Annotated in this window: 14 protein-coding genes and 1 pseudogene; all 15 read right to left on the reverse strand. The window is 36.0% G+C overall.

What is annotated here, in order from left to right:
* Positions 1-125 precede the first annotated feature (125 nt).
* Entirely contained in the window at positions 126-509 is a 384-nt protein-coding gene (locus WMO14_RS08160) for a signal peptidase I (protein WP_055175728.1), read from the reverse strand.
* 16 nt (positions 510-525) lie between these two features.
* Complete coding sequence (locus WMO14_RS08165; RefSeq protein WP_055306383.1) at positions 526-3,501, reverse strand: SpaA isopeptide-forming pilin-related protein; 2,976 nt, start codon at positions 3,499-3,501, stop codon at positions 526-528.
* 25 nt (positions 3,502-3,526) lie between these two features.
* On the reverse strand, positions 3,527-4,681 hold the full coding sequence (locus WMO14_RS08170; RefSeq protein ID WP_349153628.1) for an AfsR/SARP family transcriptional regulator: 1,155 nt from the start codon (positions 4,679-4,681) through the stop codon (positions 3,527-3,529).
* Positions 4,682-4,683: 2 nt separating this feature from the next.
* The gene (locus WMO14_RS08175; RefSeq protein ID WP_349153629.1) at positions 4,684-5,352 is read right to left on the reverse strand and encodes an LPXTG cell wall anchor domain-containing protein; all 669 of its coding nucleotides are present in this window, start codon (positions 5,350-5,352) and stop codon (positions 4,684-4,686) included.
* A gap of 8 nt (positions 5,353-5,360) precedes the next feature.
* The gene (locus WMO14_RS08180) at positions 5,361-5,954 is read right to left on the reverse strand and encodes a hypothetical protein (protein ID WP_055306380.1); all 594 of its coding nucleotides are present in this window, start codon (positions 5,952-5,954) and stop codon (positions 5,361-5,363) included.
* Between the two features lie 129 nt (positions 5,955-6,083).
* Positions 6,084-6,686 (reverse strand): TasA family protein, encoded by a 603-nt coding sequence (locus WMO14_RS08185; RefSeq protein ID WP_022503008.1) that lies wholly within the window; start codon positions 6,684-6,686, stop codon positions 6,084-6,086.
* A 121-nt stretch (positions 6,687-6,807) separates the two neighbouring features.
* Positions 6,808-7,557 (reverse strand): SipW-dependent-type signal peptide-containing protein, encoded by a 750-nt coding sequence (locus WMO14_RS08190; RefSeq protein WP_090139597.1) that lies wholly within the window; start codon positions 7,555-7,557, stop codon positions 6,808-6,810.
* A gap of 5 nt (positions 7,558-7,562) precedes the next feature.
* Positions 7,563-8,249, reverse strand: coding sequence for a hypothetical protein (locus tag WMO14_RS08195; RefSeq protein WP_055306378.1), 687 nt, complete (start codon positions 8,247-8,249; stop codon positions 7,563-7,565).
* 154 nt (positions 8,250-8,403) lie between these two features.
* Positions 8,404-9,249 (reverse strand): annotated as a pseudogene (locus tag WMO14_RS08200) (DNA/RNA non-specific endonuclease); the annotation flags it as partial.
* Positions 9,250-9,262: 13 nt separating this feature from the next.
* Positions 9,263-9,676, reverse strand: a complete 414-nt coding sequence (locus WMO14_RS08205; protein ID WP_022503012.1) for a hypothetical protein — start codon at positions 9,674-9,676, stop codon at positions 9,263-9,265.
* A gap of 6 nt (positions 9,677-9,682) precedes the next feature.
* On the reverse strand, positions 9,683-9,898 hold the full coding sequence (locus WMO14_RS08210; RefSeq protein WP_022503013.1) for a hypothetical protein: 216 nt from the start codon (positions 9,896-9,898) through the stop codon (positions 9,683-9,685).
* Positions 9,899-9,971: 73 nt separating this feature from the next.
* A complete protein-coding gene (locus WMO14_RS08215; RefSeq protein WP_055306377.1) occupies positions 9,972-10,838 on the reverse strand; it encodes a deoxyribonuclease IV in 867 nt (288 codons plus the stop codon).
* Positions 10,839-11,228: 390 nt separating this feature from the next.
* A complete protein-coding gene (locus WMO14_RS08220) occupies positions 11,229-11,987 on the reverse strand; it encodes an SDR family NAD(P)-dependent oxidoreductase (RefSeq protein WP_022503015.1) in 759 nt (252 codons plus the stop codon).
* Positions 11,988-12,120: 133 nt separating this feature from the next.
* Positions 12,121-12,756 carry an MBL fold metallo-hydrolase gene (locus WMO14_RS08225; protein ID WP_349153630.1) on the reverse strand — a complete coding sequence of 212 codons (636 nt, stop codon included), beginning with the start codon at positions 12,754-12,756 and terminating at the stop codon, positions 12,121-12,123.
* Position 12,757: 1 nt separating this feature from the next.
* Complete coding sequence (metF, locus tag WMO14_RS08230; RefSeq protein ID WP_349153631.1) at positions 12,758-13,624, reverse strand: methylenetetrahydrofolate reductase [NAD(P)H]; 867 nt, start codon at positions 13,622-13,624, stop codon at positions 12,758-12,760.
* Positions 13,625-13,659: the final 35 nt, after the last annotated feature.

Consider the following 13,659-nt stretch of genomic DNA (forward strand, 5'->3'; position numbering starts at 1 on the left):
CTGACTTCCTTCCAGTTATTTTTTCTAATTATTACCTCTTATGAACTTTATAAATTTTATAACCTGTAAACCATTCATAATATACAGTATAACTATTGAGAAGCTTAATACCTATAAGGCTCTCTCTATCTTAAAATGTATCCAAGATATGGCACGTTTAGCACCACTTTCCCCACAACCTTATCATAAGCTACACTTCCGCCATCTTCTATCTCATTCGCATCTCCTTTGGTTCGAAAGCTCTCAGTGTCATCATCTTTATCAACAACCCTGTGTGTGACGACTGTATTATCATTAATATAAAATGTAATAACATCACCAACCTCAATATCATCAATTAATGATTTTTCCACATATACAACACTTCCAACGTGATATTCAGGCTCCATGCTTCCCGACAGCACCTTATAAGTCTTAAGTCCCATAAGCCTTGGAATATATAGAACTGCCGCCATAACCAACACAATCACCAACAGAATATCCGTGACAATTTTTATAAACTTTTTCATATTCCCCTCTCGTGCATTATCTTATAAACTTATTAACTGCTGATGCTGCATCTCTTAACCAGTTATAATTCTTCTTAATAACATTGCTAAAATCTGCCTGTGCCTTATCTCCATCAGCAGTATTTCCATAATGCAGTTTATCAAGCCCGAAGAATTCCGGTTTTGTGCCATCTATTCTCTTTCCTATAAATATATCCTCACATTCCTTATAGGAGTCATTGCCAGAATAGTTATCACTCTTTTTAATTAAGGTATATTCCGGTGTCCAGCTTTCTTCCTCTATAACACTATAAAAGCCTTTCTTTAAACCAGTCACTGTACTTGTCGCTGACAATACATCACCATTGGCATCAAATGAAGCTGTGGCATAGAATACCGCCTCTAATGCACCCTTGTTCTCTGTATTATCTTCATTCACAACACCATACTGCTCTATTCTGAATATAAATGTCTGGTTAGCTCTTATAACTTTGTTATCAATATACTGCTCATCAATATATTTAGTTATATCAAGCTGCCCCTTAACAACCTTTATTCTATAGCACGCACAATCACTGCCATAATGATCACCTGGCTCGTCATTGTTGTATATTATGCTGCTTGCTATATGTCCATCTGTATTAATAGTACACTCATCGCTATTACTTACAGGTGTTACATTATAAAATCCTTTCACATAATATACGCTGTCACTTCCTGTGCTGGCATTACTATTAATTCTGTTAATAACATCTGCCTTAGTTATAACACTTCCTAATGTTCCATTATTATCCTCATACCACTCCGTATAATAATCCTGCTCTGTTAATGCATTTCCGTCTTCACGGATATTGCCGTTAAGTTTGAACATTTCGGACATTTCATAATCTGCTGAGGTAATATTTTCTCCGTAAAATATTACATTTTCCCTGCACTTAAGAGTTCCGTTGACTTTTACATTAACCGTCGGTGTATCGAATTCCTTAATACCTCCATTGATAATTACACCAGAAGCCGAAGCATTAGTCGTGACATTATTACCACCTATATAATTGTCCTTTGCCTTTACGAATATGCTTTTCTCCCAGGTATACAGCTTACTATCAGAATACTGTACTGACTGGTTATCCCATTCTACATACAGAAGATTTCTTTCCTTATCATACTTTATATTACCGCCATTCACACTGTATGGCTGGTCAGCCGCTTTATCAGCCGTAACTATCTCGTTATTATCAGCTATAATGTCAAATCTCGAATCAATGTAATCTCTTATTATTACATTATTAATCACATCACCTTCTGCATAGCTTCCATTATTATTGCTGATACCTGTCATAAGATTAATCTTATATGTGCGGTTATCCCAATCCTCTACCCTTACCTGCTTATCAACGATAAAATCCTCTATGCTTACATTTCTTGTATTGACAATACTGCTGTTAAATACATTTTCAACCGCATAACTCTTCTTGCCGTCTATATACTGTACTTTAGTTCTTGTAACAGCAATTACATTTCCACTGTTGTCAGTGAGTGTGGCTATAGCTGTTGAACTGTCATTCTCATCAAGTACAACCTCGACATTGTATTCCTCACCTGAACCTGTGTAGCCGTCTGGTGCTGTTATTTCTTTTAAAATGTATTTTCCAACTGGAAGATTATCAAAGCTTACTATACCATTCTTATCAGATACACTTGTTTTAGTTAAAGCATTTTCCTTATTATCTTTACTTGTAATTCCAAACACTGCATTAGCAAGCCCATTACCTCTATCATCAATCTTTTTAAAATTAAGATTGCCACTATCCGCAATATCAATTCTTGCTGAATTAGGAACAATAAACTTCATATTACAGTTAGAGGCATTACCACCTCTCTCCATATAAAGAACTGTTATTGTGTGGTTAGTTGACATATTTACTTTATCCCTGCTTGCAACAGTCTGTAATTCCCTCGCTATAGGCCCTGTCTGCCAGAGGTCTACATCACCGCCACATTCAGGATGTATTCCACCAAGATCAAGAACAAGCTCACCATCGACAAATACCCACAAATCATCATCACCTGTGAACTTATATAAAAGGTCGCCTGTATAACCATTAAGCGAGAATGAAATATCATATCTCATTCCAAAATAATAGTTAGTACCCTTCTGTCCATCAGCCGCATTATAACCGCAGTCTAACACATTGGAGTCCGCATTATTTAATGGGAAGAAATTATCTCCCGCCAATGTCACATCGCCTGATGGCGAAGTTACGCTTTTTAATGTGTAAGTGCTGCTGTCATTACCATTATCCTGTTTATCAAATGTCAATTTATAATTGTTATATATTGTCTTTCCTGTCTTCTTAGCATCAGAAAATAATCCCGGCTCATCAACATTGAACAATACATTTTTATAATTTTCCTTATCAAGCCCATAAATAATTCCCTGCGAAGCATTCATATAATCTTTTTTTACTCCGCTGAATGAGCCTGTTGTCTTAATTCCACCATTGTAATATATACAGGTGTTGACATTAAGTCCATTAACGTAACAATTGTGCTGGTTAGCCCTGAAGTTCTGGTCTATGGTTCCAACAGTCAGCTTTGGCTTTCCATTGTCAGCGTAATTAGATGAAGTATTAATACTTCTCTTTGGATATTCCTTATAACCCCAGCCATACACATTTCCTTTATATGGTGCAACTACATAATCATAAAATGTGCAATATCCCTCAAGCACGTTATCTGATGCCGCCAATTTACTAACACCTGGTGTATCCGCATTTCCCGTAGTATCTGTACTACCTGCCTTATCCATATTTCCTGTAGTGTCTGTACCTTCTGATGTATCTGCACTTCCTGCCTTATCATTAGAATACACCTGTATTGCATTAACATTTTTTATATTACTGCTGCCTGCTCCAAATGCTGTATACATCATTGCTGTTATAGCTGTCACACACAATAACACACACATCACAATAGAAACAATAACCTTCCTGTGCTTCCAGTTAATTCCCATGTCAGCTCCTTTCACCTTTCCATTACTACTGTATTCTTTCTATTGCGTACTCTATACTCTCATCAAGCTTTTTTACTCTAAGATTTCCTTTAATCCTTCTGACAACAACTAACGCATTGTTATAATCACACTGCGTAAGCATAATCACATACTGCCATTTATTGTACTGTGAAATCAGATCTCCTTCCCTTAATGAAGCCAGCAATGTATTCTTTATATGTGCGCTGTTCCTGCCATTTACAGTGACAAGCACAATTGTAAAAAAACAATTACTTCTCTGTCTTCTTCTAAGTTCCAATTCAAAGCTTTTCTTAAAACTATTATAATCGCAGAATAAAGCCCCCTTTATAGCTGTCCTGCCTGCATAAAGCTCTCTTCTTACAGTCCTTATATCCGATCTGGCTGAATGCGTCATTATAAGAAGCTGGTTATATAGTTCCATTAACTTTCTTCCAGGGCTTACATTAAGCTGTTCTTTTAACAACTCCTTCACCTTCTCATAATGCCCAGCCGCTTCTGCTATTTTATTCTTAGCAATCAGTGACTTAATATAATAGAATTGTATATCTTCATCTAATCCATCTATCATTATGGCTCTATGTCCGATTTGTTCAATCCTGTCATAATCACCCTCACCATATAAATCCTGCAATACATTTTTAACAACCTCTAGATACCTTGAATGATAATACACGCTGAATGTGACAACCCAGTATTCATATGAATATTTATTAAAGAATTTCTTTTTATAAATGTCTATTGCATAAGCACTGTATGATATACGCTCTTTAATATCCGGCTCACATTCTGCCCTGTTGCACAGCTTCTCGAACTGCTCAGTATCTATAACTGTATTAACATTATCATTCCAGCAGTAGCTTCCCATTAATGTCTTTATAGGGTTGATTCCAAGCTGGCTTTTTAATACGCTTCTTGCCCTGTATACAAGATTTTTAAGTGCATTGACAGGGTCGTCACATTCACCCTCTGTCCAAAGGACATCAGATAACTCCCCGACACTCACAACATTTTCCTTATGACATATAAGATATGCCAGAAGTCTTGTCACCTTATCAGAATTGATACTCTTTTGTGAAAGCTCTTTATCTTTATAAGTGATTTTAAAATCATCTAAAAACGTAACTTTCAACTCCTGCGTATCAGTTTCTGATTTATACATTATTACTGCCTGTTCCTCTGCCTCATTACAACAACACCAGCTATTCCTGCTATGCCTGCAAGTGCCACAATTATATATAATAATATATTATTACTATCACCTGTCTTTACCGCTGTAATCACATTATTGCTTACTGTATCCTGCAAATCTGGCTGTTCTGCATTAACCGTAATCTCCAACTGTCCCTGCTTATTCATATAAGAATTGTCCATAGAACGACCATCTATATACAATACAAGCTTTATATCACAGCTCTCACCCTTACTTAATTGTGCAATCCTGACATCTTCATCAAAAAACGACTTGTCAGACTGTGTCTTACTGCTGTTACCTATAAGTTCATTATAAAAAGGCTCTGTATCTGTGTTTTTATAAATCTTAATTCCATATACTGCCGTCTGATCTCCAGTTCCTTTATCTGCAAGGTTATCAAGAACTTTTCCATTAATATAGAATTCCATATTCTCTGCTGAACTGTTGGATATCTTAATAACTGAACTTCTCTCCTCTCCTGGAAGCATATCCCTGTACTCAAGATTTTTATCAATCACTACGAATTTCTTAGCTGTTTCATCAAGTGTTATAACCGTATCATCTGCCAAGACTTTAACATATGGCACTGCAATAACAACTACGGCAGATACTACCGCCACTAATTTCTTTAAAAGCATATCTCCTCCTACCTGTCAGATACAGCTTTAAGGCTGCCATCATCACCTAATTCAGCTTCAACTCCCCATTCTGTCAGCATAGCATCACCGGCCGCAACTGTCTGGACTGCTTCTGCATCCCAATTAATATTAATAGTCTTTCCGCTGTATTTATTAGTGTTCTCAGATTTCGAATCAAAGAGTATTATTGAATCCATAAGCTCTGGTGTTCTCTCACCTGGATTTAATACCTTATTATAATATACATATACATTTTCACTATCTGTATGATTATCGGGTACTATCCAATCATCTTTATTAATCATATTGATATTAACCCAGTTATCCTTGCTAATCTTTACACGGACATATTGTGCCTTCTCTCCACTATTAAGCACAGATACTCTCTGTTCAATAGTGTCATCTATTGTGTTAATTCCGTTAGTCTGCATATTGCCCTTATCATCAATTCCCGCACCACTTACACACAAGCTTAAGTCTAACGAAGATGTCGTAACTGTCTTATCAACGTATGCTGACACACGATTTTTTGCCATTGTCTTTCCCGTGTATAAACCAGCAATAACAAGTATTGCCGTACCAACTAATATGAATCTTTTCATATACTTCCTCTCATTTCATTTAATTAAGGGGCAAATTATTAATCTGCCCCTGACATCATTACATTTATTATTATATTGGGCTAGTGTAATATATATGACAACTTTTGCTGCATATTAATAACGCTTGAATTACTTTAAGCTTTTTTCAATAGCCACATTGCCCCATCCTGTAATATTACCAGCTTCATCAGTTACAGGTGTAAAATTATCAGACTGGATAAATTCTGCCTTAACGTTAATATTAAATGTTATTCCTGCAATCTCATTGCCCCATTCTGTTGGAATAGTAACTTTAGAGAATACTTTTGATGAATTGATTGCTCCTGTTTTATTAGAAAGTATCTCATTATAGTAATAATAACCATCCTCTGACTTAGTCCAGCCAGCACTAATATCAAGATTATTCTCAATAGCTAATGCCTGCTCCTTAGTAAGTCCCTCATAATTAATGCTCACTCTTACATAAGCATCTTCTGACTCTTTATCAAGTGTCACTGTCGGATCTTTATCAAGCACATCACCCGGCTTTACATTCGTATAATCTTTACCTGTCGTATTATCATCTCGCATATGCTCATCTGTTTCTGTCAAAGTTCCTGTAACGTGTCCTATAGTTATTACATTTGCTCTTGTATCCTTATCTGTAAAATATGCAAGTGTTCCGTAAGTCACCCCTGTAATACAAAGTATCAAAGCTGCTACACCGGCAGTTAATTTCTTCTTATTAACCATATAACCTCTTTCCTGAATAAATAAATATTATACTGTTATTGTTCAATTCCAATGATATAATACAATTTCAATAATATAACGCAAAAAGCACTGTCCGATTTATTCAATATAATACATTTTATTAGAACTGTGCATCAGCAGATGTCTTGCTGTTTACAAGCTTGATAAGTTCTGGCTGTGCCTCGTTGTAATCAGCAAATGTTGATGCCTGAACTGCAAAACCTGTAACCTTGATATTGAATGTAGGAAGTGTACCTGCACTTACAATGTTACCATCTGCATCCTTGTATATAACAGTTGGGTCGTACTGTTCCTTAGTTGTATCAATTATTGATAACTTATTGCCGTCTGCATCACACTTATAGATAGTTGTTGTCTTAGCTGCACTTGACCATTCTTCTGTTATTCCAGCATTAACTGTAACATTGTTAAATAATGCTTCTGTTGACTCTCCTGCTTCAACGGCTGTCATATATATCCACACTTCACTTCCGTCTGAATTGACTGTCGCCATTTTCCAGTTATCATTGTCGTAATCTGTAATTGAGGCATATTTTTTAAATTCTTCTGCACTCATAAGATTGCCCTTATCATCTAAATAATCAACCTTAACTGCCATATAGACAGGCTGATCTGATTCGTTATTCATAACAGGATTTTTCTTTATTACATCTCCTGGAAGATAATTCTTTCCTGAATCACTGGTCCATTCTGTTTCTGTAAGTGTTGTTGTAATATTACGGCTTGAAGTAAATGTATTGGTCTTAGTTTCTGTTACTGCATTAAGATATGCTAATGTACCTCCTACTGCAAGACCTGCTGAAAGTACCATAGCTGCTGCTGTTAATGTAATCTTCTTACAAGTTGTCATAATAATTAATCCTCCCTAACAATACTCATTTCCAATAACGAATTCTTCGCTTCCTCTACTGATACGCCCTCTGCCTGAACTGCATATGCCGTAACCTTGATATTGAACTCAGGTAATCTCTTAGTTGTGTTATCTGCAGTAATTTCATTGCTTAAATGCACTTTAGTAAATAAAGGCTTTGAAATATTTTCTTTAATATCTGTGTTGGCATTATCTTTATCAAGCGGCTTATTATACATATACATAAGCCGGCTTGCATATTCATCATTTTCTAAATCTGAATTGGCATTTCCAATAAATGTCCAATCTTTAGACCAGTCAATTCCTGCATTAGCAAGCTCTGAACCTCCATAAAGATATCTGTCAGCAAATTCCCTGAATGTGAGTTCGTTATTCTTCTCATCAAAGAACTGAACCTTTAATGCCACATATGCACTGATACTTTCATCATTAAGGCTTACGGTTGGGTCTTTATCAATTGTCTGCCCCGGCACATATACCTTAGCTGCTTCTTTTCCATATCTCTCCCATTGCGGTTCTGTCAGGTCAATACTTATGGATTTATCCGACGCAAATACATTGGTCTTAGTTTCTGTTACCGTCTTTAACAAAGCGTATGCAGCCATACAACTGACTGACACAACTGCAATAACAGAACACACTAACAACAGTATCTTTTGCTTACCTTTCATACAGTGCTTCCTTTCTTTATTTACTTTACTGCGGTATTATTACCCATTCTGGTCACACGAAAGTCACACAGGAAAATATTTACAAAAAAATCAGTGATAAGATTTCTCTTACCACTGATTTTTCTTACCACTGATTTCTTATACTAATTTATTCAAGTGAACTGTCACCTGTAACGTAATCAATCTTTACACCAGGCTGGACATTATAGCAGAATACATTATATGAAATTCCCTCTCCATTATCCTCAACAGACTCAGCCTCCATAAGTACTCCATCTGCAAGCAGGTTATCTCCTGTAAATATCGGTGTAACCCTGTACAGAACGTGATTATTAGTTTCTTTAATATAGTCTGCTACCATATTTTCAAATAAAAGCATACCATCAACATTAAGATATCTCGTTCCTGTTATAAGATTATTCTTGTTGGCATTCTCTGCTGTAAGCTGGTAACCTATAAGATGACATCTGTTATAAAGATATTTTCCGTCTACTATATCATATTTTACTGTATGCCAGCCTGTAGGTTTTACAGAACCTATTGAGCCACGTTTCTCTGTTGGCATTAAGTCTTTTCCTATGCTTGCATAAGCTACTGTACATCTTCCAAGCTCGTCTAACTCACCATAATACTCAAAAGAGTCCGCTGTCATATCATTTTCTGTAAAAAATGGTTCATTATTATTAACTATAACATATGGACTGTCACTGTATTCTGGTAATGTAGCACGCCAGTCCGCACTATCCGTTCCCGCCGCTAATGTATCATTCTTATCTGCGGAATTATTCTTATTGGAGGAATTACTGCCACCTGCCTTATCAGTCTGTACAGTTGTACTCTCATTCTGTGACGGGTTAATGCTGTCTGCAATATCAGCACCTGAACAGCCTGCTAAGCTTAATACTAATGATAAGACAAGAATTAATGCAGACAGTACCTTACATAGACGCTTATTTGACGTATTAATTTTTTCTTTACTTGACAATATTCTATTTAACATAACTTCACAATAATTACACCTTACTCCTTATATATATTTCTTCTGTTATTTTATCGTGGGAATTACCCTCAAATTCCGATACATTTTCCAATTGGTAATTATCAAGCATTGCTGCCGGAAATGTAACGTCTGACGGATATTTTCTATTCCACTTATACACATAAATCTTACTTATGTTATCCTGTAACTCATTTATATCAACATTTTCCACAAAACAGTAATCTTGCGCCTGTGCCTCTGTATATGAATTATCCACGATAATATTATCTTTAGAAGTATCAAATAACTGACTGCTGTACTCAGACACCCATATTCTATTAGTTCCTGCAATATCAAGAATCCTCTCAATAAGCCTGATATCCTTGCTCTGTCTGCGTTTATTAAACATCATTCCGTTATTATCATCAATTGTTACAATTGCTATCATAATTCTTTATTTCTTTCCTGATATTTTCTTTAAATATTCATTCTTTAACTCATTCTGTTCCTTGAGCCTTTTAATCTCATTGTTAAGCATCTCTACATACTCATAAGCAAGCTTAACGCCGCCTCTTACAGCTATATCCTCGTGCTTACTGCAATCATCAAGCCACTGCAAGAATGACTTTTCTCTCAGGTTATTATATGTATTATCATCCTGTATAAACATACTGTGCCTCATTTCTATATTATTATTTCAAATACTATTTTCTGCATTATCCCTACAATTATTATAAGCGGTACTATTTAAGAAGCCACTCTATTTCTTCTTTATATGGTGGCTTTGTCTTCTTGTCTGAACCTTCCTCGGCAAGCCAAGGTGTCTCTAATATCTTTGGCACATCAATAAATCTTTCATCGTGTACAAGTCTGTGAAGTGTTTCATACCCGATACTTCCTTTATCAATATTGGCATGTCTGTCCTTGTGTGCTCCCAATGGATTCATACTGTCATTAATATGAAATACCGCTATCTGGTCAAGACCGATTACCTTATCAAATTCTTCAAATACTTCATCATAATGATTGACAATATCATATCCTGCATCATTAACGTGACAAGTATCAAAGCATACTCTTAATCTGTCTTTCTTATCAACACCATCATATATTGCTTTTAGTTCTTCAAATGTACGCCCAACTTCGCTGCCTTTTCCTGCCATTGTTTCAAGGGCAATATAAACATCGTCATCATTCTGGTTAAGCACCGTATTAAGACCTTTTATAACCTGTGCAATTCCTGCTTCCACCCCTGCATTAACGTGACTTCCCGGATGAAGCACCATAATGCGGCTTCTCATTGCCGCTGTACGGATTATCTCTTTTTCAAGGAATTCAACTGCGAGCTCATATGTCTCTGGCTTAACAGTATTCGCAAGGTTAATTATATAAGGAGCGTGTACCACGATTTCCTCAATTCCGTGCTGTCTTGCGTATTCCCAGCCAGCTTCTATGTTAAGCTCTGATATATCTTTACGTCTGGTGTTCTGTGGTGCACCTGTGTATAACATAAATACATTAGCTCCATATGAAGCGGCTTCCTTAGCTGATGCTAAGAACATTTCTTTTCCTGCCATTCCAACGTGACAGCCTAATTTTATTTTACTCATTCTGTGAGACTCCTGTTTCTAATATTTCTTAATTTCTTATTTTTTAAGCATATAATATTATAAATTATATACTCCACCGTGCAAGTGTAAGAAATCTATGCTTTCTTACACTGTCGGGCGTTCGCCCTATAGGATAAAAGAATAAAAAAGTACTTTGTGCAAGCACAGTTCTTTTTTTATTCTTTTATCCTGCACGGCTCATTGCTTACGCACATTATAGCATAAATTATGACGGATAATATGTCAAAACCAAATTATCCAGTTGGGATATTTTATAATATTTCATTAAAAAAGAGATATTGATACGCTAATCAATATCTCTTATTATGCATATAAAATATTATTTTAATTAATTTCTCTTATCAGGCTTAAAAATCCTGTTCTTAATAATTAAAGCATTGCACCATAATCTGTTACTATAATCTGGCCTGTTATTGCTTTGGCTTCATCGCTTGCAAAGAATATAATAACATTAGCAACATCCTCTGCTGTACAAGATGGTGCTTTAATATCACTATGGTTCATCATAGCACCTATCATATCCGGGTCAAGTGCCGCTGGGTCTGTTCCCATAGTCATAGGTGTAATTATATTGCCTGGACATATGGCATTACAACGAATTCCGTCTTTCTGAAATCTTAATGCTGTATGCTTGGTAAGTCCTATAACTGCCGCCTTAGAAGCTACATATGCAGCTCCTCCACAGCCCTTCTCACCTGCTACAGAAGCTACATTTACAATTGATGCACCGCTCTTCATTCTCTTAGAAGCAGCTTTCATACAACGCATAGTTCCTTTTTCATTAGTTTCAATAATTCTATCCATATCTTCATCAAGAAATCTGTCGATTGGCTTAAGTCCCTGCTCAAGAATACCTGCATTATTAACAAGTATATCTATCTTTCCATACTTATCCATTACCTTCTGCATAAGTGCCTCTGGGTCTTCAGGCTTTGATATATCTGTTGATACAGCATATACTTCACCACCTGCCGCTGTAATCTCATCAGCAACTTCCTTTAATGCCGCCTCTCTTCTTGCTGTGATAACAACTGTAGCTCCCTCTTTTGCAAATAACTTCGCTGTAGCTGCTCCAACACCAGAGTTACCACCTGTAATAACTGCAACTTTACCGTCTAAACGTCCCATAATAATCCTCCATTCTGTTCACGAATATTCTACTATATATACAATTTGCACATATCCTTTTGCATATATATGCTCGTTATGTATAATATTGTACAATTATATTATCTATTTGTAAACATTATCTGACAATTTTTTACAGATATATATAGGCCTCATTCGCTCCCCGAAGCTTATATATTGCTTTCAACCATCTTACAACCGCTCTTTTGGAATATTTAAAATGTGTTCTATGACTGAGTGAAATATACTTAGCATTACAGCTTTCTATCTTCCTTAACTGTTCAAGCAGAAGTCCTGCGTTGTATCTTCTGAATTGCGGACCTGTTGCCGGATAAAGTGCATCACCAACATAACATATGTCTTTAACCTCCAACGCAAGACACCCCTTTGCGTGGCTTGAAGCTATTGGAAATATACGAAGCATTATATCATCATCTATATACAAATCATCTGTAACAATCTCACCCGTTCCTGTATATCTTAATGTATTCTTTCCCTGATACATATTCATAAAATGTATATCAGACACATTTTTTATATGGTCTGGGTGAAAATGTGACAGAACTATATTAATATTTTTTCCAGCCTGATTATAAGAATTAATCATTGCCGGTATATCAGAATGGCTTCCTGTATCATAAAGCCATATATTATGTCCGGTTTCTACAATTACAACTGTACACGACAACGGATTTCTTGTCGGCGTAATATAACTTATATTCTCATCTTCCCTGACTAATGATACTTTTTCAACAACTTGTGAATTCATATTACAGAATTATTCCTTTAAGATTATCCTGAATTCCTTTTGCAATCTCAGGCTTATTCATTGAATATATATGAATATTCTTAACACCATTAGCCAGCAGGTCTATAATCTGGTCTGAGGCATATATAACCCCCGCCTGTTTCATAGCATTTTCTGTATCACCATATTTATCAATAATATTCTTAAATCTTTCCGGCACATTGCAGCCTGATAATTTAACAGCATTCTTAACCTGTGCTCTCTTGGTAATAGGCATAATTCCCGGTATTATTGGAATATGTATGCCAGCTTCCCTTACCCTGTACATAAAGTTAAAGAAAATGTTATTATCAAAGAACATCTGTGTTGTAAGAAATTCACAGCCTGCCTTAACCTTTTTCTTAAGACCATTAATATCATCAAACTTATTCTTGGAATCTGGATGTACTTCTGGATAACACGCACCACCAACACAGAAATCACCTGTCTTTTTAATCAGTTCTACAAGCTGTGAAGCGTGTTGAAATTCTGTAAATACTTCTCCGTCATAATCTTTAGGAATATCTCCGCGGAGTGCAAGAATATTTTCAATTCCAGCCTGCTTCATCTCTGTTAAAGCTGTATTAATGCTTTCTTTAGTTGCACATACACAAGTAAGATGTGCCATTGCTGGAACCTGATACTGCTTCTGGATTTCACTTGCAAGTTTAATTGTATTGCCCTTAGTGCTTCCTCCCGCTCCATATGTAACGCTCATAAAGCTTGGTTTCAATGAGGCTATATGTAAAGCTGCCTCCTTAACCATCTCAAAATCCGTGTCTTTCTTTGGTGGGAATACCTCCATTGATAATGTTTCCTGTTCCCTGTCTATAATATCTCTTATCTTCAATATCTTTTACCTGCCTCGTCTGTATCTTTACTTAC

The organism is Lachnospira rogosae (ex Hitch et al. 2025) (assembly GCF_040096455.1).
GTDB classification, from domain to species: Bacteria; Bacillota; Clostridia; order Lachnospirales; family Lachnospiraceae; genus Lachnospira; species Lachnospira rogosae.

Bases quoted from the DNA above. Each gene is read 5' to 3' on its own strand.
- WMO14_RS08160 (WP_055175728.1), bottom strand. From the start codon at position 509: ATGAAAAAGTTTATAAAAATTGTCACGGATATTCTGTTGGTGATTGTG.
- WMO14_RS08165 (WP_055306383.1), bottom strand. From the start codon at position 3,501: ATGGGAATTAACTGGAAGCACAGGAAGGTTATTGTTTCTATTGTGATG.
- WMO14_RS08170 (WP_349153628.1), bottom strand. From the start codon at position 4,681: ATGTATAAATCAGAAACTGATACGCAGGAGTTGAAAGTTACGTTTTTA.
- WMO14_RS08175 (WP_349153629.1), bottom strand. From the start codon at position 5,352: ATGCTTTTAAAGAAATTAGTGGCGGTAGTATCTGCCGTAGTTGTTATT.
- WMO14_RS08180 (WP_055306380.1), bottom strand. From the start codon at position 5,954: ATGAAAAGATTCATATTAGTTGGTACGGCAATACTTGTTATTGCTGGT.
- WMO14_RS08185 (WP_022503008.1), bottom strand. From the start codon at position 6,686: ATGGTTAATAAGAAGAAATTAACTGCCGGTGTAGCAGCTTTGATACTT.
- WMO14_RS08190 (WP_090139597.1), bottom strand. From the start codon at position 7,557: ATGACAACTTGTAAGAAGATTACATTAACAGCAGCAGCTATGGTACTT.
- WMO14_RS08195 (WP_055306378.1), bottom strand. From the start codon at position 8,249: ATGAAAGGTAAGCAAAAGATACTGTTGTTAGTGTGTTCTGTTATTGCA.
- WMO14_RS08205 (WP_022503012.1), bottom strand. From the start codon at position 9,676: ATGATAGCAATTGTAACAATTGATGATAATAACGGAATGATGTTTAAT.
- WMO14_RS08210 (WP_022503013.1), bottom strand. From the start codon at position 9,898: ATGTTTATACAGGATGATAATACATATAATAACCTGAGAGAAAAGTCA.
- WMO14_RS08215 (WP_055306377.1), bottom strand. From the start codon at position 10,838: ATGAGTAAAATAAAATTAGGCTGTCACGTTGGAATGGCAGGAAAAGAA.
- WMO14_RS08220 (WP_022503015.1), bottom strand. From the start codon at position 11,987: ATGGGACGTTTAGACGGTAAAGTTGCAGTTATTACAGGTGGTAACTCT.
- WMO14_RS08225 (WP_349153630.1), bottom strand. From the start codon at position 12,756: ATGAATTCACAAGTTGTTGAAAAAGTATCATTAGTCAGGGAAGATGAG.